The organism is Paenibacillus sp. LS-5 (assembly GCF_056121505.1).
This window is the reverse complement of sequence record NZ_JBWAVA010000011.1, coordinates 61542-85622: the sequence shown is the minus strand read 5'-3', so window position 1 is coordinate 85622 and position 24081 is coordinate 61542. Positions and strand designations below refer to the sequence as shown.

Genomic DNA, 24081 nt, shown 5'->3' with positions numbered 1-24081 from the left:
TATAAACACCCCTATAACCGATCTATAATATCCATAATTAAAACACAAGAAGTATATCACTTCTTGTTTGCCTCATGACTACCGCGTTCTACAGCTTCATCCAGTACCGACTGGATTGTGTGTTCCCGCATGTACTGGTGCATTTGCTGTTCTGCTCCCCACATCACTTTCTCGACCAGACAATCCTTCCTTTCAGAATTTCTCTGTTCGTCCGGTGCGGACCCCTTTTCTACTAACAGCCGATGCTGCTGTGAGCTCGAATTCGAGCATTCGAATAGTTGCTGCCTTCCTTCAATCACTTGAATCACTTTCGGATACGCCAAGGGATCCCGATAGTTCCTTTATTCCAACAGGATGGCTTCTCTCAGAGAGTCCCAAATGGAGTAAGGCGTGCAGCGCATAATCTGTACTTTTAGAGAATTACAAAATCCCCTCCCCCTTCACAAAGACATTATTCTTGCTATTACGGATCTATAATGTCTATAATACTTGGTGTATTTCCAAATTGCAATGTACTTCTTGGCCCTGCCTTCAGCAATGCGTGGGAATGGTTCCGGCAATGCCATCATCTCCATAACTCCCAGTCTTCACCCAAAGTGTGAAGGAGGCCGCCATCGCTGTATATGTTATGTTCTCATTTCCCCCGGTGCTGCTTGCGGTACTGCAGCGGCGAGCGTCCGGTGATGCCTTTGAATACCCGCCCAAAATGGGCAATGCTCTCGAAGCCTGTCTCTTGAGCGATCTGGGCGACCCTCCACTCCGTCTCCTTGAGCAGAGCCTTCGTCTCACGGATGCGTACATAATTCAAGTACTCGATAAGCGTAAACCCCGTTGTCTGTTTGAACGTCCGGCATAAATATGTGGAGCTGATGAAGAAATGCTCCGCAATCCCTCCCAGCGTCAGCTTATCGCCATAATGCACATCGAGATATTCGATGATGTCATAGACCCTGCGCTGCCCCTCGTTCTGTTCTGGCACCACAACCGGCGGCTTCGCCCCCCGGATGCGGTCCAGCCGGATCAGCAGCTGCAGCAGCAGAGTCTGCAGATACGGCTTGCTCCACAGAGCCCCGTCCCGCTGCTCCCGCAGCATCGCCTGGAGCAGGTCGGCAATCTCTCCCTGCTCATGGGCAGTGGACCGCAGCAGGAAGCTCTCCCCCTGGAACATCTCCGCCAAGTCCAGTGCATAGCCCGCCGAAGGCTCCAGGAACAGATCGTCAAAGCTCACCAAGATCCGCTCATGCCGCGAGCGGTTACGGCTGGTCGTGCGGTGCAGCTGGTTTTTGTTGATAAAGACCAGATCTCCTGCCTGTAGGGCATAAATCCGGTTATGGATATAATAATGCCGCTCCCCCGACAGTAAATAATAGATTTCGTAGAAATCATGGAAGTGATCGGTATCCATATTGAAATTACCGCTTCGTCTGATTTGCTCCACCTGAAAAAAAGGCTCCACTTCCGCACCCCTCTTCGAGGATAAAATATGCATCTTTTCTTCTCCATTGTACTAAAAAACGTTCACTTCTTGCATTTTCTATACTATAAAATAATATCAAAACCAAGTAAATGGAGTGATCCCCTTGTCCAAAAAGAAATATGTGATCGTCGGTACCGGCGGCCGGGCCGAGTTTTTTTACGGTGCACTTGTTACCGCTTACAACGAAACTTCCGAACTGGTAGCCTTCTGTGATGTCAATCAGACACGGATGAACTTTGCCAACCATATGCTGACAGATAAATACGGCTACCATGAGGTTCCCACCTACAAAGCTGAGGACTTTGACCATATGATATCCGAGACCCGGCCTGACTTCGTACTGGTGACCACGATTGACCGCACGCATCACAAGTATATTATCCGCGCCATGGAGCTGGGCTGTGATGTCATCTCCGAGAAGCCGATGACCATTGATGAAGAGAAATGCCAGCAGATTTTTGATGCCATCGAGCGTACCGGCAAGAACCTGCGTGTGACCTTCAACTACCGTTATGCGCCGCATAACACGAAGATCCGCGAGATAATCATGGACGGTGTGCTGGGTGAAATTCTGTCCGTCAATTTCGAGTGGCTGCTGAACACCCAGCATGGAGCGGATTATTTTCGCAGATGGCATAGGGATAAGCGGAACAGCGGCGGCCTGCTGGTGCACAAATCAACACATCACTTCGACCTGATGAACTTCTGGCTGGCTTCGCAGCCGGATACGGTCTTCGCCATGGGCGACCTGCGTTACTATGGCAAGGAGAATGCTGAGAAACGCGGCATCACCGAATTCTATCAACGCGCCTATGGCAGCAAAGCTGCCGAGAATGATCCCTTTGCGCTCCATCTGGACCGCAATGAACACCTGAAGAGCATGTACCTCGACGCCGAGCATGAAGATGGGTATCAACGCGACCAAAGTGTATTCGGGGACAATATCAGCATCGAAGATACGATGAGTGTAATGGTCAAATACAAGAACAAGACGGTCATGAACTATTCACTGAACGCTTATATGCCTTGGGAGGGCTTTATTATTGTCTTCAACGGCACGGAAGGCCGCATGGAGGTTCGGATCACCGAACAATCCTACGTCAATTCCGGCGGCAAAAAAGAAAACGAGGGCGCACTGGAGGGTGTGAACATTACCATCTATCCACACTTCAAGGAGCCTTACCGCGTCGAATTCACAAGTGGTGCAGGTGGACACGGCGGCGGTGATCCGGTACTGCTGAGCGACATTTTTGACAAGAAACAGGAGGACCGCTTCAACCGTGCAGCCTCACACAAGGATGGCGCCATGTCGATCATGACCGGCATCGCTGCTAACCGTTCGATACGCACAGGGCAGCCAGTCAAGGTGGACGATCTTATGCCAAAGTAAAGATTACCGCAAGTTGATATTTCGCTCTCTATAGCAGTACAGGAGGCTAAATCTCCTCCTTCCATAACAAAGAACCCATCCTCCACCTGACCGTGGACAATGGGTTCTTCTTGTATATCCTTATGACCATAGGGATCAAATCACCTTATGCTGAACCCACTTGTCTCCGAGAAAACGCCGTAGGAAGATGAAGCCGCGCACGCCCCACTCGCAGTTCATAGCAAGCCATACCCCGATAATGCCCATATGCAGCACGATCCCGAGGATGTAGCCGAGCACTACACGGAACAGCCACATGGACAGCATCGACACGATCGATGTGAACTTGGAATCGCCGGCGGCCCGGAGCGCAGAAGGGGTAATGAAGCTGACCGACCACAGCGGGATCTGGGCAATCGAATTGATCAGAAACACAATGAAGATATCCCGGACAATCTCCTGCGGCGGATGAAACAGCGACACCAGCGGATGGAATAACGGGAAGATCAACAGCGCCATCAGGACAAAGGAGGCCGAGGACAGCCACAGAAATGACTTGACGAATTTGCGCGCATCCCGGATATTCCGGCTGCCCATACATTGGCCAACGACAGTAATCAATGTCAGGGACAACGCATTGGCGGGAATCTGCATGACCCCGGCGAGCGAGGAGGTGATCGCATTGGTGGCAATGGCATAGGTGCCGAGACTGACAATAAAGACCTGCGTCAGAATCTTGCCGCCATTGAAGAACATCTGCTCGGCCGCAAACGGCAGGCCGATGAACATGATTCTGCGGAGCATGGTCCAGCTCGGAACCAGCAGGTCCCGGATCTTCACCCGCAGGCTGCTGTCGAGCCGGAACAGATAGATCAGCGAGCAGACCGCCGCCAAATACCGGGAGACATTGATCGCAATCGTCATTCCGAACACACCCATATGCAGTCCGTTGATGAACACCAAGTTTAACAGCACATAAGAAAAGTTCATAATCAGTGAGAGTACGAGGGATACACGCGTCCTCCCGATACCTCGCAGCGCACCGCACACCGCCTCCATCACAGCAATCCCCAGGTAGGACAAGCTGCTGCCGATCAGATACGTGCGGGCGTTCGACATAACCTCCGGTGAGGCCGCGCCGAACAGCAGATGCAGCAGCGGTCCATGGAACACAATGCCAAACAAGCCGATGGCAAATGCCATCAGCGATACGGAGGATACCGCTCCGGCGGCAGCTTTGGAGACCATCAGGTCATTTCCACTGCCTTTATATTGTGCGACTACAACGGTTCCGCCAGTCGAAACCGCAATGAACACACTGATCAGAAAGATATTCAAGGAGTCGATCATATTTACCGCACTGATCGCCGCCACTCCGGAAGAGCTGATCATCGCAGTATTCACGACGTTCAGCCCTACCACAAAGGCCTGGTCTACCAATATAGGCAGGAATAACGATATGATTTGACGGTAGTCAATAGATTCTCCGGAAAAATACTTATCGAGAAACAGGCGGCCCTGCTTCACTTTTACCTTGGGCTCTAGCATAAGCTCACTTCTTTATATTAGAATTAGGGCCCCGCTATTCTAACATATGAGCTGCATAAGTCAAGGCGAAGCGCGTGTCTGGCCGGTATTACTCCCCGTTCAAGGAAGGAGATAATGTAATCGTGAATGTCTTATCGAAAGGGGTCACTACGTTAACCAGCACCGCCTTGCAGTTCGCCTGCAGCTTGGCCTCCCGCACCCCGGTCGCCAGATGTTCCCTCTCGCCACCCGTCAATTCAATCCAGTCTTCACCACATGCATAGCGGAGGTTACCGCCGCTCCAGAGATAGACGTCCTCGTCTGCAGCCTGCAGCTCTCCTGAGATGAAGCTTCCTTCGCTTCCGAAAATGAAGGACATCTGCGTCATGACCTCCGCCGGTTCATCACAGTGCAGCCGGATGGTCCAAGCCTCATCCGTCCGATGTACCTCCGCCTGCACCCGGAGCGTCTGCTCATGCGTAAGAGGCCGGCTCTGATGCGGGAGCAAATACCAGGGACTGACCGGCGTTACGGAGGTTGGCGGAAGCAGCGCCGCCTCGACAGGACCGTAGTAACCTTTCTTCTGTTCTCCTGCCAGACGGTATCCTTCGGGCACCTTAGTCATTTCCTGCATAGGCACATATCCCGGATAGAAGTAGGATGCCACCTGAACAGCAAGCAGCCTCACGGAACCGTGACGAAGCGCAAAGAATGACGGAGTCTCTGTAATCAGCGTCACACTGGTACTGCCATCCCTGTAACGAGCTACGGGTGCACCAAAGTCAGTATGCAGACGGCTGTGGGTGATCTGTCCCCCATGACCGGCATCCTCCATCTGCTGCAAATAGCCATGGCGCAGGAAATCACCATTCAACATTTGCTCATATTTCACAGGAAGGGGAGCCGCTGCCTTAAGCGGCTGTTGAAGCTCCGGCTCCAGCAGCATACGCACGAGCGTATTGACCGAACACACGCCCGGATCTGTAAGTGACTGGCCAGCCCATTCTGCCATGCCCGCGAATAACTCATCCTTGTCAGAACGGGCCAGAATCGCATAAGGCAAATAATAGGGGGACAGGTCATGAACACTGCCCAGATCCTGCCGGCCGGAATAATCGGTAACGACCTCGCCCGAAGGATGGACCAGGTATACCATCATGCGCAGATTCTGACGAACCGGCTCCAGCAGCTCTGGCCGGTTCAGCAGACGGGCGGCATGAATCAGCATGATGTCGCTGACTGCGCTGTAAATCCCATTGCTTCTCTCCGTCCATTCCCCATCCGGCGTAATGTCCATCCCTTCCGCAAGCCACTGATCCGCCCGCAAAGCGGTCTCTTCGAGTCCAAACAGCTCGTGCAGAAAGCCCAGTGCTGCGCACAGCACCCAGCGGTGATTCGGTGTATGGCATCCTCCCGTAATCATGGCTGGCACCGACCGTTCAAGAAACAGCCGCATATTGTCCAGCACCGGCTGCAGCGGCTGCCATGCCTTGCGGGTCAGCAGCTGGTACAACTGGGCGTAACCGACAATGACAAAAGCCGTATCCGGCGGGGAATGATAGTTCGTCCAGCCCGGAGAAATCGTACCGTCTTCATGTTGAAAGCGCAGCACGAACTCCGTGGCCAGCAGCAGGCGCCCGAGTAGTGTCTCATCCAGGTAGTACTCAGAATCGGGATTGACCAGAGCCGCCCCCCAATAACACATGTCAGTCGGTGTTCCGGTCGTGTGGTTGACCCATGCAATACCCGTGCCCGCATCTATTGTCCCCCCATAATAGCGGCTCTGTGGATCAAGCACCTGCCGGGATAACCCTTCCTTTACCTCTCTGTCATTACTCTCCACCAGTTGCTTGTACATTGTAATTCCCTCCAAATTATGCATTCTGCTTCATGCCCGGGTGATGCCAGAGTTCTAAATCCGTTCCAGCTCTTTCCGAATACGCTCAGGAATCTCGGCGAATAATTGGCTCCAGGAAACGAACAGTTCCCCCCGGTCCGCGTATTCCCAGCTGCTGTAGAGCTGGGAGGGAGTGAACCGAAAGGTCTGCAGATGCGCGCGGACGCGGCGGTCAATCTCTTCATCCGATGCCAGAATTCCACTATAGAAATGGCCGTAGATCAGACCGTCTGCGCCTGCCTCCTCCTGCGTACAGGAGACAAATTCCGGTAGCAGCTCAAATAGCTCAGGAAGCGGAGAAAGGGCATGTTTGCCGGGTTGGACGTAGAGGGCAGCCTGCGTTCCACTCAGGTTGGTCTGTCCGCGCAGCAGCCCTTTCAGGTATTTGCCATGAAAGCTGACTTCGACGTCCGCCACCTCTCCGTTCCTGCCTATGTATACCCACACATGCTCCAGATCATATAGGTGCTGAATATCATAATCGTAATAAATGGCGTATTCCACAACTGCCTGCACATCGTGGCGTTGTACGCTTAGCCGCCGCCGGAAGGAAGGAGAATCCCCATCCTCCCGCAGCACCGTTATGCCGAAGCGAACTGGCAAGAACGGCTCATTCTGATCAAATAATAAACAAGGGGCATATTTGACAGCAAGCAACCGGTCGGCATCACTCAGCATTTAGCCTAGCCTCTGGCCGCAAGCTTGGCCGTAAGGAGCCGGTGACTGTCATCGATTTCTTCCGGCTGGCAGGCTGCCTTCAGCTCATACACCTTGACCTGCGCCCGCTCAATCATCGGTAAATAGGCATCATAGAACTCCATATCTTTGCTGTTCACATAAGGGCACCAGTGATCGGACAGGCCAAGGGTTTCATGAATATGAACCCCTACAATATCATCCATCAGGCCTTCCATTTCCCCCACACTATCGTACAGACCCAAGCGATCCATCATAATGGCATGACCAGTATCGTACCAGATACCTACAGGAGCTCCCTTTAATGCCTGAATAATCGTCCTTGCTTCCGCAAGCGTCGGAATCTGCTGCGGTCTGGAGCGGGTTTCGATGCCAAAGCGGATCTTAAGACCCTTCGACACCGCCCGGTTGCATACCTCATCCAGACTTTCGATTATCTTCTGCACATAACCGGCGCTGTAGGCTTCCCGCCGCTCCATCAGCTCCGCCCATTTGCTGCGGTAAGCTTCCGAATCTCTGCCCTGTCCGTTATAGATCTGCTCCAGCTCTTTGCTGATATCATTCGGAAAGGGCACTTCGCCGGGATGCACAACAACTGCTTCGCCTCCGTAGCGCTGGGCGTATTCGGCTGAGCGGACTAGCAGTTCTATCGCACGCTGCCGCTTTTCCTCATCCCCGAAGCCAAGCAGCACAGAATCCGTGCCATAATCAGGGTCCGGAACGTGAGGGAAAGTGTTGTGGACACTGGATATGCCGATCTCTCCCCGTTCGATCATCGGCTCGATCGTAGTGAGCATTTCCCGGGTCACATTATAGTTCAACTCCACGCGGCGAAAGCCAAGCGAGCTGATCTCACGGATCATTTCACTGCCTATAGTATGGCGCCGAATGTTCCAGCATGTTGAGAAAGAAAAGGCTCCTTTGTCCTCCATAATGATGTTCTCCTTTCCTGAACGTTAACGGCTCAGCCTTTGACAGCACCCAGCATGACCCCGCTAACAAAGTATTTCTGAAGCCACGGATACACAACAAGGATTGGGACCGTGGCAAAAATAACAGTGGCCGCCTTAAGGCTCTCCGGTGTCAGTGCAGTCCTGTTCGAACCCTCCAGCTGCGTCAGTTCAGAAACCATGTTGTTCTGCACCATTTGGAACAGCTTAAGCTGAAGCGGGTACAGGTCCGGGCTGTTGATATACATCAGGGAGTCCTGGAAGCCGTTCCACCGTCCCACTGCATAAAAGAGAGCAAGCGTAGCCATCACCGGCATCGATAACGGCAGTACAATACGCATCAGTGTGTGAAAATGGGAGCTTCCATCGATTTCAGCCGACTCCTCCAGGCTGGGAGGAATGTTATTGAAAAAGGAAATCAGAATAATAAGATTAAAAGGGCTGACCAGTCCGGGAAGAATAAGCGACCAGACCGTATCAATCATTTTCAAATCACGGATGAGCAAATATTCAGGGATAATACCGCCGCTGAAAAACATGGTAACGACGATAAGATACATGAAGAACTTGCGGCCCTTCAGATTTTTCTTGGTCAGCGGATAGGCCGCTGCGATGGTGAAAAGCATGCACAGCACTGTTGTGGCTACTGTGAGAAAAACGGTAAAGATCAGAGAATGAATCATAGCATTGTTCGAAAACACCTGGACGTACGCATTCCAGTTCACTTCAATGGGGAACAGGGTCACTTCGCCGGAAGTAATCGCCCGGTTAGAACTAAGGGATACCGCAATGATGTGTAAAAACGGAGCCAGACAGAACAACACGAACAGCGTAACCAATGTAATATTTACGATATCAAATATCCGGTTTGAGGTGCGTTCACTCATAGCACTCCGCCTCCTTCCTTATCATATAATGCCGTCGCCGGTCGTTTTTTTCGAAATATAGTTGGAGCCCAGAATGAACACCAGCCCTACCACAGCCTGGAACAATCCAATTACAGTAGCCTGCGTATATTGGCCGGATTCCAGACCAATCCGGTACACGAAGGTGCTAAGCACATCAGAGTATTCACGGACCGTTGTATTCCCGATAACGTAGGGGCGGTCAAAGCCGATACTGACCATTTTCCCGAGGTTGAGGATAAGCAGGGTGATGATGGTTGGCTTGATGCTCGGAAGCGTAATGTAACGGATCTTCTTAAGTCTTGTCGCGCCATCCACTTCAGCTGCTTCAAATAGCTCCCTGTTGACACCCGTTAATGCCGCCAGATATAGAATGGTTCCCCAGCCGGCGCTTTGCCACACCCCGGTGAAGAGATAGGTGATGAGCCACGGATTTTTTTCTGTTAGAAACGGTACAGGGTTCAGCCCCAGGCTTACAAGAACCTCGTTCACCATCCCGGACTGGTTGCCGAACAATTGGTATACGATCCCCCCGATGATCACCCAGGAAATAAAGTGGGGAATATACAGAAGGGTCTGTGATATTTTTTTGAACCATACCGACCGGATCTCATACAGCATAATAGCCAGCAGGATCGGAGCCGGGAAAGAAACAAGCAAATCAAGAAAATTCAGCATAAAGGTATTGCGAAGGGTAGTATAGAACTCTCTCATGCCAAAAACTTCGCGGAAGGCGTCCAATCCTATCCATTCACTGCCTCCGATGCCCTGAAACAGGTTGAAATCTTTGAACGCAATCTGCACACCATACATCGGACCGTAGCGAAAGATCACAAAATAGGCAATCGGCAGTGCAAGCAGCGCATATAGTTGCCAATACCGTCTTAAATATGACGCTTTGCTCAATGGGGTTTCCTCCTATGGAGAAAAACCGGGGTGGAGCGGCACTCCTCTCCCCCCAGCTTTCACCTTTGTATTTGTCTATTTAGCAGGAAGTTCCTTCACAGCCTGCTCCAGTTCTGCCTTCAGCTTCGTTCCGCCCAAGGACATGAAATCCTTCATTTCCTGCTCATACACGGATTCAAATTGATCCGGTTTAGCCATCGTTGATTTTACAATAATTACATCGAGCTTATCGGTGAGTGTGGTGCCATACTGCGCTTCCGCTTCAATCGGTTTGCCGAATACAATTGGACCTACGGTGTCCGTGTTGGCAATAGTGATTGACTGCTTCAACATTTCCTGGTTGTTTTTCGGGAAGCCCATCACCCATGCTTTTTCATTGGTTGCCTGATCACCGAGGTTCTTACCGTTGGAGATGATGGCCATGTCGCCGCCATTGAACAGGCGATCGGCAAATTCTTGAGAGACATTTTCCTTGACCACCGGAATGCCGTCCACCATATCATAGTTTTCTCCTTCAACCCCGTTGTATATATCGTTGAGGTTGGTGCCTGTAGACATCCAGTCCAGGTATTTAACTGCTTCCACGGCGCGCTTGCTGCTCTTAGGAATCATGATGTACATACCGTTAGAAGCATAGCGGGATTTAATATACTTGTTGTCGACTTTGGCGTTGGTATATACATCTACCGGAGTGACCTTGCTTCCCGGTACATTTTTGTAGAGGTTATCCATGGTGCCGTCCTTGTAGAACTGGGCATCCACATCTTCCGACCAGTAGCCGGTATTACCGTTCTGAACATCTTTGGCCAATTGCGTTTTATCTTTATCCAGACCAAAGTCTTTGCTGATCAGCCCTTCGTTATAGAGCTTGTTCATAAATTGCATTGCATCCTTGAAGCCCTCATGGAGCGGAAGCTCGTACCGCTGGCTGTAAGTCAGATCGCCACTGATGGGCTTAATGAAGGAATAGATCAGTGTTTCAAACTGGGCCGGAGCAAGTGCCATACCCATTGGGATGTTTTTGCTGCCGAGTTTGGCCGGGTCCTTCTCTTTAAACGCTTTCAAAGTAGTGTACAGCTCATCCGTAGTCTTTGGAACAGGCAACCCCAGTTTATCCAGCCAATCCTGACGGATATAGGAGCTGTAACGGCCCGTGATCGCACGTTTACCCGGAATGGAGAACTGTTTGCCGTCCAGCTGGCCGAATGCCAGCGTTTCGTCGCCAATGAACTTCTTCAGGTTTGGACCATATTCATCGAGCAGTTTGCCGACATCAGTCAGACCGCCCTGCTGGGCATAGCGGTAAAATACACTCGAGTCATACGTAAATACGATATCGGGTACATCACTGTCACTCGCCATCAGCACGTTCAGCTTCGTGACTTCCTCAGAGCGCTGAATCGGTACATATTGAACATCGATATTGTTCGGGTCACCGAATCTTTCCTGAACTAACTTGGACAAATAGTTGTTAGTAATGGTTTGAGGCGCCGGGCTGTTACCACGGTCGAATATTTCCACCTTTAAGGTAACGCGCTTAGCGCTGCTTCCCTCCGTTGCTGTCGCTCCGTTTGCTGCATTCTCCTTAGAATCGGACGAGCATCCCGCCAGCAGGGTAGCCCCCATTACTGCGGTTAAGGTAATCCCCGTTGCCTTTTTCCAAAATCCCTGGTTTGTGTTCACTGTCATCTTTCCATCTCCTTCGCCTCTGCAGGCCGTAATGGTGACTTTATGTTCCCCCAAGCCTTGATCCAATAATATCCCTTAAGCGGAATCGCTTCGCATATTATCGCGCTCTGCCTTGCCGCCTGTTGTTTGGGATGCCCACAGTATTTCACAGGCTTCACCGCTTTGACAATAAACCCGTTTCGGAACTGCACTTTACCGTGAATTCGGCCTTCCTGTTTATCGAAAACAACTATTTTCGTATAATAAAGCGCTTTCAAGGTTTCTGAAAATAAAGACCGGAACACCGCTTGCACCCTTCTTCACAAAGGTTGCAGGCATATTCCGGTCCGGTCTGTTCACCTTTCATCGGTACAACGAATACGGCTTACCATTCAGGTGTTTGTGGCTTTGTGTCCACGCTTCAAAGAGCGGTAATCGCCTGGCGTAATTCCAATCACCCGCTTGAATACCCTCCCGAAGGTGATCGCATTCGCATACCCCACCTTTAGTGCTATATCCTGCAATGAACATTCCGTCTCCAGCAGCAGCTTTTCAGCTTCCTCCATCCGCAGCTGCGTAAGGAAATCAACAAACTTCATATCGAATTCCATTTTAAAAAGATAACTGCCATATTTCCCGGATATCTGAAACCGGTCGCTTAAATGCTTCAGGGAAAGATCCGGATTGGCAAAATTCTCTTCTATATATTTCTTCATCTCATTGACCATCGCTTTGTAACTTTTGGTCTCGCTGACAGAAACATAGGTGCGGAATACATCGGTTAAGTACTCGAACAGAATCCCCTTCACTTCTTGAATAGATTCCGCCTTTTCCAGCAGCTTCAACTGCTCCGCCGCAGTCTCCGCCGACAGTTCATCCTGTAGTTGCTCTGACATCACAGCTACTTCCCGGTTCAGCATCTGCAGCATGGCCTGAATCAGGGAACGAATATCGTCGTCCTGCAGAAAGTCCTGTTCGAATGCTTCAAATATCCCTTCCAGCCGCTGCCGCCACTGGCCGCTCGACATTCGAAACTGCTTGACGAACTCCGCAATCATCTGCAGATATTTATAAGTTTCCAGCAGGGGCTGACGCGAATCTATACCTTCCGCCAAAATGATATCTTCGTGCATCAGAAGCTTATGCTGCATGACATTCTCTGCTGCCACATAGGAGTCCCGGATCGTACCCGGACCGGTTACTGCCGGTCCAATCCCAAAGCTGAGCGAGATACGCAAATTCTGTTCCACCCAGGAACGGCATTGCTCGGCGAACAGACGGATTTTCTCGGTCATCTCCTCATCATTTCCGGTTGCCAGGAAGAGAATTGCCGCCCGGTCAGTACTGATCCACTCCGCCCAGCCCTGTAAATCTGCCCCACGCGCCAATTCCTGAAAAACATTCATCAGGGCAAACTTCAGCGTGTTCTGGTCGCCCCGGGTATATCGATCCTGAAAAACCTTCTCATAGCGGTTAATTTCGCTGAGTACCACTGTGAATCGGGAAGAAGAATCGGCACCAGAGAGCGGTGACAGCTCCTCCATCCGCTGGACGGCATTGTCCAGCCGCTCACTGTGCAGCAGATCGGTGAATAGCTTGCTCCGCTGCAGCAGCAGATTTTCTCTGCTCTTTTTATCATAATCCGTCATATGGTTGATCAGATCTTCGAGCACCCCGTCAATGAGCATCATTTCATCCGGCCTTGAAGCGGATTGATCCATCGTCCGGATCTGATGGCCTTCAATCCGGTTCATGATCACCTGAATCGGCTTATAGTTGCGCCGGGTAACATAGATCAGATATAGAACCGCGCATACCACTGTTCCGAACGCAATCGCTACCCAGAGATAGGAGATCACAGAAACCCAGCTGAACAGATTACCCGCCTTGATCCCGCTAGAGAATTTCCATCCCGTGTTCTCCATATGAAGAGTGTTCAGCAGCTTGCCGTTCTTGGCTCCCTCACTGTCTGAATGTGCTTGGTACAACAACTGTCCATCGCTTCCATAGATCGTAAGGAAAGACAATTGCTCGTTAACCATACTGTCTACAATCTGTTCAATTCCACTCATTTTGATATTGATGACCAGCAGACCCTCCGAGCCAAAGGGCAGCGGCATTCCTTTATTTATAGTAAGCACACGCACACTCGTGCGCTGAACGAACTCATCCTTATATTCCCTGACGGGCTGCCACCCCTCCTTCACCGTTCCGGAGGTCACGCGGCGAATCCAGTCTTCATCTATGAATCCTGTCAGATTCTTTAATCCAGTTTCTGTAATAACGCTTTCATTTTTCTTGTCATATAAATAAATGGATTGAATGTAAGATGATTCATCTGTCAGGATGCGCAGGTTCTGGGCCACCGCATAGATTGCCCCGGTATCCGCCTGGCCCTCACTGTTGAAGTAGCGTTTGTAAGCATCACTGCGTTCAGCAGATTCGAGCACCGACAGCTCAACTTCCTTGATGGTCCGCTCTACATTATCCACGAGATAGTTGGCAGCGATACGGTCTGCTTTCTGGGTCTCCATGCGTGAAATATCATTAATAAAAACAAAGGAGGCGAAAATAAGTATGGTCACCGTAAGCAGAAAAATAGGAAAGTACGACAGCAGCAACCGGCGATACCAGGTACGGAACAATGGATAACCCCCTCTAACAGCCCTATGAATATAGGCCGTGTTTCAGTCACTAATATATACTCAGCCCCAATAATTGGAAGCGCATTCAATAACGAGTTTTGTTTGAATTTCTGCCATTATAGCACATGCTGTGTAGACCCGGCCAACCCTGTGGGACATGGTAAATACAGGAATGACCCAGAGAGTCCGTATTGCTGTATCCGGAAATCCCCGTCCTATCTTTTTGCTATAAAACAATCAAAAAGGCGGAGTGCACTGGACCGTGCAACCCCGCATTCATATCCGCCCAAGCACCTGCCAAGCGGGAACTTCTCGCTCTTTATGCTTTATAAACCGCTGACTTCCCTAATATAACGTCGTGCCTTCACCGCATATTCCAGAGGATCAGCAAGTTCCGGGTCCTGCTCTGCCTCCACCACGAACCATCCCGAATAACCGGAACGGTCCAATTCGGCGAAAATCTCTGCAAACGCGATGCAGCCATCGCCTGGCACGGTGAACGCACCTTCTTTTACCGCCTGCAGAAAGCTGAGCTCCTCCTGTTTGACACGCTCGACAATCCCGGGCCGGATATCCTTCAAGTGTACATGTTTAATCCGGGGTAAATGAAAACGCAGCACCTCCAGCGGATTCTCTCCGGCGAAGGCTAAATGCCCGGTATCGAACAGCAGGGATACCTCATTCGGCTCCGTTAGCTCCATCAGCCTGGCGATTTCAATCGCGGTCTGCACTCCGGTCCCCATATGATGGTGATACACAAGTGTCATATCCTTCTCAGCCGCGAGACGTCCCAGACGGCCTAGCCCCTCCGCGAGTAGTGACCATTCCGTTTCTGTGAATACAGGCTTAGCAGCAAACAATGGCGTATCCATCTGCCCCTGAATACTCCGTCCCTGTTCGGAGACAACGATCACCTTGGCCCCCATCTCATGCAAAAAGTCACGGTGTGCACAAAAGGCTGCAGCCGTCTCCTCATATGGACGCACCGTCAGATACGCACTGAACCAGGCACTGGCGATCTGAAGTCCACGGAGCGCAAGCGCCCGATGCAGCCGCTCCGGGTCGCGCGGATATTTGTTGCCCACCTCGCTTCCCTGAAACCCCGCAAGTGCCATCTCACTAATGCACTGCTCAAAGGTATTATCCCGTCCGAGCTCAGGCATGTCATCATTGGTCCAGGCAATGGGGGCAATCCCCAGCTTCACTGTATGTTCTTTGAACATCATCGCGTCTATCCCTTCCGTTATCCGTAATAGGACGGGTCTAGGCCCGCCGCATGATTCTTTCATTACTTTCAGGAGGTATCAGGAATATACAGGGCTTAGGCTCTTTCAGTAGCTGCGCACTTTATCCAGTTGTCTGCGCTTCTGCTCGTAGGCCGACTGCACCGCTTCGCTGCCAGACACTTCCGGTACCCCGACATGCCACCAGGCGCCGTAGCCATGGGTCATGGTCTTTGGCAGCACCTTGATGTCGATCAGCGTAGACCGCTCTTGTTTCCCGGCTTCCTCCAGGGCGCTGCGCAGCTGCTCAGCCGTTGCCGCACGGAAGGTCTTGACACCATAGCCTGCTGCACTGGCTGCATAGTCAATCTGCATCAATTCACCGCTTAAGCGGCCGTCCGGGCCACGGTGGCGGAACTCAGTGCCCATACTGTCCAGGCCTTGTTCCATCTGCAGATTGTTAATACAGCCGAAGCCCGCATTGTCGAACAGAATAATATTGATTTTCTTGTTCTCCTGAAGACTTGTCACCAGCTCCGAATGCAGCATTTGGTAGCTGCCGTCACCTACCAGTGCGTACACCTCCCGGTCTGGTTCCGCCAGCTTCACACCCAGTGCGCCGGAGATTTCATACCCCATGCATGAGAATCCGTATTCCATATGGTAAGTATCCGGGACCGCAGCATGCCACATCCGCTGCATATCGCCAGGCAGGCTACCTGCGGCTCCAATGACAATAGCGTCTTTGGGAATACATTCATTAATGATCCCAAGCACCCGTGTTTGCGTAAGTGAAGTCTCCAGCTTCGCTGCATACTCAGGGAGCAACTCATCCAGCTGGCCGGCAATCTCAGGTACGAAGGAACCTTCAAGGCTGTCTGTGTCTTCATTCCGGGTATACTCTATGCCAGCCAGACGATTCCGCTCTACTTCCCATGCCTCTTTGGCGGACCCGATCTCATCCGTATACGCGGAACGGTAGCCGCGTTCCTCCAAAGCTGCAGAAAGTGCAGTCAGACCTTCAGCTGCATCACAGACCACCGCGAGTGCATCCAGCTTGGCAGCATGATAAGGGGAAGCGTTAAGTGTCAGAAATTCCACCCCGGGATGTGCGAACAGACTTTTTGAACCTGTGGTGAAATCTGTAAACCGGGTTCCTATACCGATCACCAGATCGGCTTTTGCAGCCAGGGCATTGGCGCAGCCATTGCCGGTAACGCCGATACCGCCCAGATTATAGGCACAATCGCTCTCCACGGCACTTTTTCCAGCTTGTGTTTCCCCGAACGGGATCGCAAATTTTTCCGCGAAATCACGTAGTTCCGGTCCGGCATCCGCATATCTTACCCCGCCTCCGCAGACCAGGAGAGGTCTTTGTTTACTGGCAATCAGATCTGCCGCCGCCGCAACCTCTTCCGGATGAGGAAGGCGGGGAATGACCCGGTGAATACGCTCACGGAAGAAATCAAGCGGGTAGTCCCAAGCCTCAGCCTGCACATCCTGCGGAAGCGCAATCGTAACTGCCCCGGTGTCAGCCTGATCCGTCAGTACACGCATCGCGTTCAGCAGTGCTGTCATTAGCTGTTCCGGCCGGCAGATCCGGTCCCAATATTTGCTCACGGCCTTGAAGGCATCGTTAACCGTGATGGAGAGATTATGAGTATGTTCCATCTGCTGCAGCACCGGATCAGGCTGCCGGGTAGCAAATGTATCGCCAGGCAGCAATAGAACGGGAATCTGGTTCGCTGTCGCAGTGGCGGCAGCAGTCAGCATATTGGCCGAGCCAGGACCCACTGAAGCAGTACAAGCCATGATCCGCCGTCTGCGGCTCTGCTTGGCGAAAGCAGTTGCTGCATGAACCATCCCCTGCTCGTTTCTTCCCTGGTAGACGGTCAGTCCGCCCGGTGCTTCCTGCAGCGCCTGCCCCAAGCCGAGCACATTACCGTGACCGAAGACGGTGAATATCCCGTGTATGAAACGCTCCGGCCCGCTGCCAAAGTCCACATATTGCTGGTCCAGGAATTTCACCAGTGCTTGCGCTGTCGTTAATCTGATTCGTTCCATAGGAATCCCTCCCCTCGTCCTCTCTACTGCCAGCGGGCAGTGACGACTTTTTTGCGTGTATAGAATTCAACCCCGTCGCTTCCATTCGCATGAAGGTCACCATAGAAGGAATCCTTCCAGCCGGAGAAGGGGAAGAAGGCCATGGGTGCCGGTACCCCGACATTGACACCTAACATGCCAGACTCGATATGTTCCCGGAAATAACGCACTTTCCCGCCGTCATTCGTAAAAATACAAGCTCCGTTGGCAAACCGCGACGCGTTGGCGATCTCAACCGCTTCGGCCACATCCTTGACACGAATCACCGACAATACGGGCGCAAAGATTTCCTCCTGCCAGATTTTCATGTCCCGGGTCACCCCGTCAAACACCGTGGGCCCGATAAAATAACCCTTCTCCTGCACGGCTGCATCCTCCCGGCCGTCCCGGAGCAGTTTCGCACCCTCCGCCACGCCTTGTTCAATATAAGAGACGGTTCTCTCCTTATGGCCCTGACGGATCACCGGCCCAAGAAACGTGCCGTCATCCATTCCATTGCCTATCTTCATCAGGTCACATTCACGCAGCAGGATGGAGATCAGCTCATCCGCCACCTCTTCCTGCACCGTTACCACGGAGCAAGCCATACAGCGTTCTCCGGCAGAGCCGAAGGCTGCGTTAACAATCTGGTTGGCCGAGGCTTCAAGATTCGCATCCGCCAGTACGATGGAATGATTCTTTGCGCCCGCCAGCGCCTGCACTCTTTTCAAATGCGCAGTGCCCTTCTTGAATACATATTCCGCCACCGGCTGCGAGCCCACAAAGGAAATCGCTTTGACATCAGGATGCTCCAACAGGCCATTTACGACATCATGCGCACCGTTAACCAGATTGAATACACCCTTTGGCAGTCCAGCCTCCTCCAGCAGTTCTGCAAGACGTGCCGCCAGCAGCGGTGTGCGTTCAGAGGGCTTCAGCACAAAGGTATTGCCGCAGGCAATGGCGAGCGGGAACATCCAGCAGGGCACCATCATCGGGAAATTAAACGGTGTAATGCCGCCCACCACACCGATGGGGTAGCGGTACATCCCGGACTCGATTCCTGTTGCAATATCCGGCAGCTGCCGGCCCATCATCAGCGTCGGGACACCAGTAGCGAACTCCACACACTCAATCCCGCGCTGCACCTCGCCGTACGCTTCTTTGAAGCTTTTTCCATTCTCCAGCGTAATCGTCTTTGCGAGTTCATCCCAATTCTCTACCAAAAGCTGCTGGTATTTGAACAATATTCGCGCTCTGCGCGGCACCGGTGTTGCGGACCATCCTTCAAAAGCCTTCTTCGCCGCAGCCACAGCGCGGTCCAGGTCTGCTCTTCCGGACAGCGGAACTCTGGCCAATTCTTCACCCGAAGCCGGATTATATACCGTCTCTATCTGTTTCGTATCTGCCGCTACCCATTGCCCGTCTATATAGTTGTTCAGTACTTGCGCGGTTTGCTGTTCCAACTTCTTCACTCCTTCGGCTCTAATGTTCTGTTCCTGCTAGTATGTTTGCTTCGAGATGATGACTTGAATCTGTGTTCTCCCTTACTCTGCGCCCGAACTCACTTCCTCATGGGTACGTAAGAACGCTTCCAATTCGTCCAGGGTTGGCATGGCGTCCGAGCAGCTGTGCCGGGAGATGACGATGGATGCAGACGCACTGCCGCGGCGCATGGCCTCGCTGACGGTATCTCCCCGCATAAGACTGTGGATGAAGGCTGAAGCATATGAATCTCCAGCTCCAAACGTCTTCAATACCTTAGCGGGAAAAATACCGCTCCGGTGTTTCCCCCCGTCAGCCGTGTAAGAGATAGATCCGCTTCCGCCATGCTTGATGACAACCAGCTTCGCCCGGTGCGAGAACCAGCGGCTGGCCGTTGCCTCATCGTCTGCGCCTTTCTCATTGTAGAGGTTCTCCATACTGTCGAATTCCTCACGGGTACCGATGATGCAGTCACATTTCTCAGCAGCCAGATTATAGTAGACAGCCGTCTCTGCGGCAGATTTCCATGTGTAAGGGCGGTAATCCAGATCAAAGAATGTAGTGACATTATGCTTACGGGCAAATTCCAGCGCCAGAAACACTGCCTCGCGGGAGGGGCTCTGTGCAAGTGCGGTACCTGAGATCAGCAGCGCCTTGGAGCTCCGGATGTAATCTTCCGAAATTTCCTCCGTATTCAGCAGCAAATCTGCCACATGGTCGCGGTACATGAGAATACTGCACTCTTGCGGACTCTTAATCTCCGTAAAAGCAAGCCCGGTCACTGCTCCGGTTCGGTCAACCGTCACCTGGCTGTCGTCAATTCCGTTGTTCTGCAGATAGGTCCGGATAAAGCGGCCCATCTGGTCATCGGCAATCTTGCCGACAAAGCCCGTACGCATGCCCAGCCGCGCCGTGCCAATCACGATGTTGGCCGGGGAGCCGCCGACATACTTGGTGAACGTGAGTGTCTCTTCCATGGGTCTTCCGGTTTCATTGGCATTGAGGTCAATACAAAGCCTACCGATAGCAATTAAATCCAGCGGCCGGTCGGGATCGAACTGTAAACCGTTCATAGTGGCGCCTCCTTGAAAAAACTTCAGTGAAAGAATACATGAGTAGAATCTGGCCTGTATTGGGTTGCATGAGCTCGCCTTTAGTACAATGAAAAGAATGAAATGAAAAGTATGAAATGAAAAAAATCCGATTAAATTCCAGCATTTTTTGAAACTCAGTGATTGAGGGGTTGGGGAAGGGTAAGCGCTTAACCTAATTTCTACTTAAGTATAATTTAGAAGTGTTGGTTTGGCAATCCTAAATTTGAAGCGTTTCCACGAATTCGTTGTTCGTTGTTCTTTAGTCCACTGGTCACGTCGTGGAATCGTACCGGCCTCATTTGGCTATACACTAATGTTGAGTCATGAGCAGAAGAGTGCAACTCAAGTGGAAAAAGTGAACTTAAATCTTTCAATTTCCCCACCCAGCAAGCATTAGGTGGAAAAGGTATCTCTAATCCGACCCATTTGCACCTTTTAAGCTAATTTGGCTTGAATTAAGTTTCCTTTTTCCAACTATTCCCCCCATATTAGGATTCTCGGCCTTTTTAAGTTCACTTTTTCCACTTTCCTATACCGAAGCTCAATGCCATGTCCCCCCACCTCTTTCCTTCGCCCTCCTCCATACTCCTTTCACCATTCCAGGGGCATCTGCTCCTCCCCCCGACGACTCCTGGTTCTTTACCATCCCTGCTACTCCTCTATTACTCCTTTGCACTTCTATGCTACTCCAACACTCCCCTGCTACTTCCCTTCAGCCCGCTGATTCTGCGTTCCCGCTTGCCTGCAAAGGAACAAAAAAAGCCTGTTCTCCACTTCCTAGCGGTGAACAAGCCTGCATAATGTGTGGAACTGACTCCGAACGCCTGACTTCGGGCGCAACCTAGCTTTTATTGCTTCTTAACAGGCGCCGGCCCTGTGGAATGACGGATGACCAGCTCCGGCATCAGCATAATTTTACGCTTGGGGCTGTCCGGATTGTCGATGGACTGGTTCAGCAGGATCATCGCCTGCTCTGTCATCTCACGCAGGGGCTGGGCAACACTGGTCAACGAGGGATGGCAAATCTCAGCCAGCATGGTATTGTCAAAGCCCACAACAGACAGGTCGCGGGGAATGGACAACCCCAAACCGCGAGCCTCTTTCAACACCCCGATTGCGAGCAGATCGTTGCAGGCGAACACTGCTGTCGGCCGCTCCTCCTCAGCCTGGCCCAGCATTGCTGCAGCTGCTTTCCGGCCATTCTCCAGTGTAGCCGAAGTATGTGTAATATTAGCCGGATTCTCAAAGGGGACACCCGCTGCCTTCAGCGCATCCAGAAAACCCTCCGCACGCAGTTTACTCCCCGGCAGATTGTCGGAGATGATGCCGAGCTTGCGGTGTCCCAGAGACAACAAATATTCCGTTGCCTGATAGCCGCCCTTATAGTCATCTACCGTGACAGAGTTACTCTCCATCATACGGATATCCGCCGAGAACAGAACAAGCGGCACATGATCGGCCAGCAGACGGCGGATCATGTCCGGATTACCGATGTGAGAAGCGATGATCAGACCATCGACCCGTTTGCGCAGGAGCAGCGAGATATACCTTGCTGCCTTGTCATCGTCCCGGTCCGTACTGCAGACGATCAAGTCGCTTCCCTGCCCCTGGGAGTAATCCTCAATACCGCGGGCAGCCTCGGCAAAAAAAGGATTGGCAATATCCGGTATCATCAGCCCTATCGTTCCTGTCCGGCGACTCGTCAGCGCAGAAGCTACCATACTCGGTTGGTAATTGAGCTCCTCCATAATAAGACTAACCTTCTGTCTTGTCTTGTCGCTGATCCTTCCGCTCTTATTCAGCACCTTGGACACGGTTGCGATGGAGACTCCCGCTTCACGTGCCACATCATATATCGTAGGTTTCATAATTAGTAAGCCCGCCTCTACCTTCTGCAATCTTATACGATTGATTATAGGGAACTCACCTGACGGTGTCTATTACACGGTGCCAGGCTCATCTGCCACAGCCGATTAGTTGACCATGCCCCGACCTTAACCACACAAGGACCTAACCACCACCACACCTTAACCGCACCCTGCACCTTCACCACGCACTGTGCTTTCAAAACGCCCTGCGCTTTCACCACGCACTGTGCAAAGAGGAGCCTCCGCTCTGCGGAAGCCCCTCTTTGGCCAGTCCATCAATAATTATTCCCGCCTGTCGGTTACGGCTGCGCTCCGAACAACCACTCATGATCCGGATCATTGTGGAAAACCCAGGTACGGACGGGGCCAGCCATCACGTTAAGATAATATGAATCATAACCCGGCGGTGCAGACACCGGATGGTAGCCTTCAGGAACCAGTACGATGCTGCGGTCAGCCACGGCCAGTGTCTCGTCCAGGCTGCGGTCGTCATTATATACCCGCTGCACCACAAAGCCATGCGCTGGATTAACCCGGTGGTAGTACGTTTCTTCCAGGTAGGACTCTGCCGGCAGATTGTCCTGATCATGCTTATGCGGGGGATAGCTGGACCAGTTGCCGCCGCCCGTACGTACCTCGACCACCAGCAGGCTCTCGGCTTCACTCTGCTCCGGAAGGATGTTGACCACCCGGCGCGACATACTGCCATACCCCCGGTTCTCGGCCACAGCGTCTGAAGGAGATATCAGCCTTGGGGCATATTTGCCCGTCCCTGGTGCCAGACAGGCGGCTAGCTCCAGCTCTGTCAGGGCGGTAACTTCATAATGCGCACCTGCAGGAACGTACACCGCATACGGCGGCAGATCCTCAAACACAGACATGCGCTCGCCAATGCCGGAGAACACTATGCCATCTACCTTAACATCCGCCTTACCTGACAGCAGTACCAGGCAGATCTCGTTGTCCTCTGCACTGCGGCTCAATGTATCCCCGGCCTGCAGCTGGTACACCTCAAAACCTACATATTTCCACCCGGCGCTTTCCTTGCTTACTGCCGCCACCAGTCCATCCTTGCCGGGGGCTCCGGCCTTAATGATCAAATCAGACATCTTCACCGGCCTCCTCTGTTTTCAGGTTGTGCATCCGCTTACAATACCTGGCTCGTTGCTGTCATACCCTCTCCTGCATGGTGTGACAGCTTGACCGGAAGTCCGGTCAGATGCGACTTCTTCGCGGCTTCAGCAATCCGTTCCGCTTGTTGGCCGTCTATGCCGCTGCAAATAAGCGGCTCTTGCAAGCGTATCGCCTGTGCAAACGCGGCAACCTCATCTGTGAACGCCTGATTATACCGCTCCAGGAAGAAATGCTCTGGCTGATCGCGTGTAACAGAGCTTGCGGTAGACACTTCCACCGTGGTCGGACGGCAGTTGTCTGCCGTGGCTGATCCGTGTGAACCGAACACCTCTACCCGCTGATCATAGCCGTAGACGGCCTTCCGGCTGTTATCAATCACACAGATGGCGCCGCTTACAAAGGTTAGCGTGATGACGGCTGTGTCCACATCACCACAACGGCCGAACATTGGGTCGACCAGATTGGCGCCCCTTGTATACACTTCAGCCACTTCCTCACCCATCAGGTAGCGGGCCATATCAAAATCGTGAATCGTCATATCCATAAACATCCCGCCGGAAGAAAGGACGTAAGCCTCACCGGGCGGCTGCGGGTCACGCGAAGTAATCTTCACGATATGGGGGGTGCCCAGTTGTCCGGACTGAACCAGCTGCTTGAGCTTGCGGAAGCTCGGGTCCATCCGGCGGTTGAAGCCGACTTGAAGCAGCACCCCTTCTTCCTCTGCAATCTGCAGAGCCCGGCTGGTCTGCTCCGAAGAGAGACTGATCGGTTTCTCACAGAAAATATTCTTGTGGGCGCGGGCAGCCTGCTCAATCCAGTAAGCATGGGTATCCGTCGGCGTACAGATGAACACCGCTTCAATCTCAGGGTCATTCAGCAGATCTTCCCCATTTGTAAATACAGAACCCAGGTTCCGGCTTTCTGCCCAATCCAGCAGCTCCTCACTTACCATAGCTTCAGCAATTGATTTCAGTTTAAACGACGGCATTACACGCAGATTATCTGCATGAAGGCGACCGATTCTGCCAGCGCCGATAATTCCTACTACGATCGGATGTACCATTTTCGCTTATCCTCCTCAAGGGTAAGCGCTTAACCTTCCCGAAATCAGTATACTCCAAGCAATGACACTACTACAAGTAAAATTTCTTCGTC

General features: G+C 52.1%; 17 protein-coding genes and 1 pseudogene. 1 reads left to right on the top strand and 17 read right to left on the bottom strand.

Annotated elements, in window-relative coordinates; translation table 11 throughout:
• Positions 1 to 56: 56 nt before the first annotated feature.
• A pseudogene (locus AC0MA3_RS16820) lies at positions 57 to 396 on the bottom strand (transcriptional regulator).
• A gap of 238 nt (positions 397 to 634) precedes the next feature.
• On the bottom strand, positions 635 to 1489 hold the full coding sequence (locus tag AC0MA3_RS16815; RefSeq protein WP_474657022.1) for a helix-turn-helix transcriptional regulator: 855 nt from the start codon (positions 1487 to 1489) through the stop codon (positions 635 to 637).
• A 91-nt stretch (positions 1490 to 1580) separates the two neighbouring features.
• On the opposite strand from AC0MA3_RS16815, the gene AC0MA3_RS16810 reads away from it, so the two are divergent.
• Positions 1581 to 2867 (top strand): Gfo/Idh/MocA family protein, encoded by a 1287-nt coding sequence (locus tag AC0MA3_RS16810; protein WP_474657021.1) that lies wholly within the window; start codon positions 1581 to 1583, stop codon positions 2865 to 2867.
• 135 nt (positions 2868 to 3002) lie between these two features.
• Here AC0MA3_RS16810 and AC0MA3_RS16805 read toward each other — a convergent pair whose 3' ends face one another.
• The 15 genes from AC0MA3_RS16805 to iolG form a co-directional block, all read right to left on the bottom strand.
• Complete coding sequence (locus AC0MA3_RS16805) at positions 3003 to 4394, bottom strand: MATE family efflux transporter (RefSeq protein ID WP_474657020.1); 1392 nt, start codon at positions 4392 to 4394, stop codon at positions 3003 to 3005.
• 88 nt (positions 4395 to 4482) lie between these two features.
• Entirely contained in the window at positions 4483 to 6231 is a 1749-nt protein-coding gene (locus AC0MA3_RS16800) for a hypothetical protein (protein ID WP_474657019.1), read from the bottom strand.
• Positions 6232 to 6285: 54 nt separating this feature from the next.
• The gene (locus tag AC0MA3_RS16795) at positions 6286 to 6948 is read right to left on the bottom strand and encodes a hypothetical protein (RefSeq protein WP_474657018.1); all 663 of its coding nucleotides are present in this window, start codon (positions 6946 to 6948) and stop codon (positions 6286 to 6288) included.
• A 5-nt stretch (positions 6949 to 6953) separates the two neighbouring features.
• Complete coding sequence (locus AC0MA3_RS16790; protein WP_474657017.1) at positions 6954 to 7898, bottom strand: sugar phosphate isomerase/epimerase family protein; 945 nt, start codon at positions 7896 to 7898, stop codon at positions 6954 to 6956.
• A 32-nt stretch (positions 7899 to 7930) separates the two neighbouring features.
• Positions 7931 to 8803, bottom strand: a complete 873-nt coding sequence (locus AC0MA3_RS16785) for a carbohydrate ABC transporter permease (RefSeq protein ID WP_379157662.1) — start codon at positions 8801 to 8803, stop codon at positions 7931 to 7933.
• Positions 8804 to 8824: 21 nt separating this feature from the next.
• Positions 8825 to 9727, bottom strand: coding sequence for an ABC transporter permease (locus tag AC0MA3_RS16780; RefSeq protein ID WP_474657016.1), 903 nt, complete (start codon positions 9725 to 9727; stop codon positions 8825 to 8827).
• Between the two features lie 75 nt (positions 9728 to 9802).
• Positions 9803 to 11416 (bottom strand): extracellular solute-binding protein, encoded by a 1614-nt coding sequence (locus tag AC0MA3_RS16775; protein WP_474657015.1) that lies wholly within the window; start codon positions 11414 to 11416, stop codon positions 9803 to 9805.
• Between the two features lie 371 nt (positions 11417 to 11787).
• The gene (locus tag AC0MA3_RS16770; RefSeq protein ID WP_474657014.1) at positions 11788 to 14040 is read right to left on the bottom strand and encodes a helix-turn-helix domain-containing protein; all 2253 of its coding nucleotides are present in this window, start codon (positions 14038 to 14040) and stop codon (positions 11788 to 11790) included.
• A 326-nt stretch (positions 14041 to 14366) separates the two neighbouring features.
• A complete protein-coding gene (gene iolE, locus AC0MA3_RS16765; protein ID WP_474657104.1) occupies positions 14367 to 15263 on the bottom strand; it encodes a myo-inosose-2 dehydratase in 897 nt (298 codons plus the stop codon).
• A 108-nt stretch (positions 15264 to 15371) separates the two neighbouring features.
• Positions 15372 to 17327 carry a 3D-(3,5/4)-trihydroxycyclohexane-1,2-dione acylhydrolase (decyclizing) gene (gene iolD / locus AC0MA3_RS16760; protein WP_474657013.1) on the bottom strand — a complete coding sequence of 652 codons (1956 nt, stop codon included), beginning with the start codon at positions 17325 to 17327 and terminating at the stop codon, positions 15372 to 15374.
• A gap of 23 nt (positions 17328 to 17350) precedes the next feature.
• On the bottom strand, positions 17351 to 18811 hold the full coding sequence (locus tag AC0MA3_RS16755) for a CoA-acylating methylmalonate-semialdehyde dehydrogenase (RefSeq protein ID WP_474657012.1): 1461 nt from the start codon (positions 18809 to 18811) through the stop codon (positions 17351 to 17353).
• An 81-nt stretch (positions 18812 to 18892) separates the two neighbouring features.
• Positions 18893 to 19903 carry a 5-dehydro-2-deoxygluconokinase gene (gene iolC, locus AC0MA3_RS16750; protein ID WP_474657011.1) on the bottom strand — a complete coding sequence of 337 codons (1011 nt, stop codon included), beginning with the start codon at positions 19901 to 19903 and terminating at the stop codon, positions 18893 to 18895.
• Between the two features lie 869 nt (positions 19904 to 20772).
• The gene (locus AC0MA3_RS16745; RefSeq protein WP_379157638.1) at positions 20773 to 21792 is read right to left on the bottom strand and encodes a LacI family DNA-binding transcriptional regulator; all 1020 of its coding nucleotides are present in this window, start codon (positions 21790 to 21792) and stop codon (positions 20773 to 20775) included.
• Between the two features lie 299 nt (positions 21793 to 22091).
• The gene (gene iolB, locus AC0MA3_RS16740; RefSeq protein WP_474657010.1) at positions 22092 to 22901 is read right to left on the bottom strand and encodes a 5-deoxy-glucuronate isomerase; all 810 of its coding nucleotides are present in this window, start codon (positions 22899 to 22901) and stop codon (positions 22092 to 22094) included.
• A gap of 38 nt (positions 22902 to 22939) precedes the next feature.
• A complete protein-coding gene (iolG, locus tag AC0MA3_RS16735; RefSeq protein WP_474657009.1) occupies positions 22940 to 23989 on the bottom strand; it encodes an inositol 2-dehydrogenase in 1050 nt (349 codons plus the stop codon).
• Between the last annotated feature and the right edge of the window lie 92 nt (positions 23990 to 24081).

What these genes read in the sequence shown, in the direction of transcription:
- iolE (WP_474657104.1), bottom strand. Translation starts at nt 15,263, where the DNA reads ATGTTCAAAGAACATACAGTGAAGCTGGGGATTGCCCCCATTGCCTGG.
- iolG (WP_474657009.1), bottom strand. Translation starts at nt 23,989, where the DNA reads ATGGTACATCCGATCGTAGTAGGAATTATCGGCGCTGGCAGAATCGGT.
- AC0MA3_RS16815 (WP_474657022.1), bottom strand. Translation starts at nt 1,489, where the DNA reads ATGCATATTTTATCCTCGAAGAGGGGTGCGGAAGTGGAGCCTTTTTTT.
- AC0MA3_RS16745 (WP_379157638.1), bottom strand. Translation starts at nt 21,792, where the DNA reads ATGAAACCTACGATATATGATGTGGCACGTGAAGCGGGAGTCTCCATC.
- AC0MA3_RS16795 (WP_474657018.1), bottom strand. Translation starts at nt 6,948, where the DNA reads ATGCTGAGTGATGCCGACCGGTTGCTTGCTGTCAAATATGCCCCTTGT.
- iolC (WP_474657011.1), bottom strand. Translation starts at nt 19,903, where the DNA reads ATGAACGGTTTACAGTTCGATCCCGACCGGCCGCTGGATTTAATTGCT.
- AC0MA3_RS16800 (WP_474657019.1), bottom strand. Translation starts at nt 6,231, where the DNA reads ATGTACAAGCAACTGGTGGAGAGTAATGACAGAGAGGTAAAGGAAGGG.
- iolD (WP_474657013.1), bottom strand. Translation starts at nt 17,327, where the DNA reads ATGGAACGAATCAGATTAACGACAGCGCAAGCACTGGTGAAATTCCTG.
- AC0MA3_RS16785 (WP_379157662.1), bottom strand. Translation starts at nt 8,803, where the DNA reads ATGAGTGAACGCACCTCAAACCGGATATTTGATATCGTAAATATTACA.
- AC0MA3_RS16790 (WP_474657017.1), bottom strand. Translation starts at nt 7,898, where the DNA reads ATGGAGGACAAAGGAGCCTTTTCTTTCTCAACATGCTGGAACATTCGG.
- iolB (WP_474657010.1), bottom strand. Translation starts at nt 22,901, where the DNA reads ATGTCTGATTTGATCATTAAGGCCGGAGCCCCCGGCAAGGATGGACTG.
- AC0MA3_RS16805 (WP_474657020.1), bottom strand. Translation starts at nt 4,394, where the DNA reads ATGCTAGAGCCCAAGGTAAAAGTGAAGCAGGGCCGCCTGTTTCTCGAT.
- AC0MA3_RS16775 (WP_474657015.1), bottom strand. Translation starts at nt 11,416, where the DNA reads ATGACAGTGAACACAAACCAGGGATTTTGGAAAAAGGCAACGGGGATT.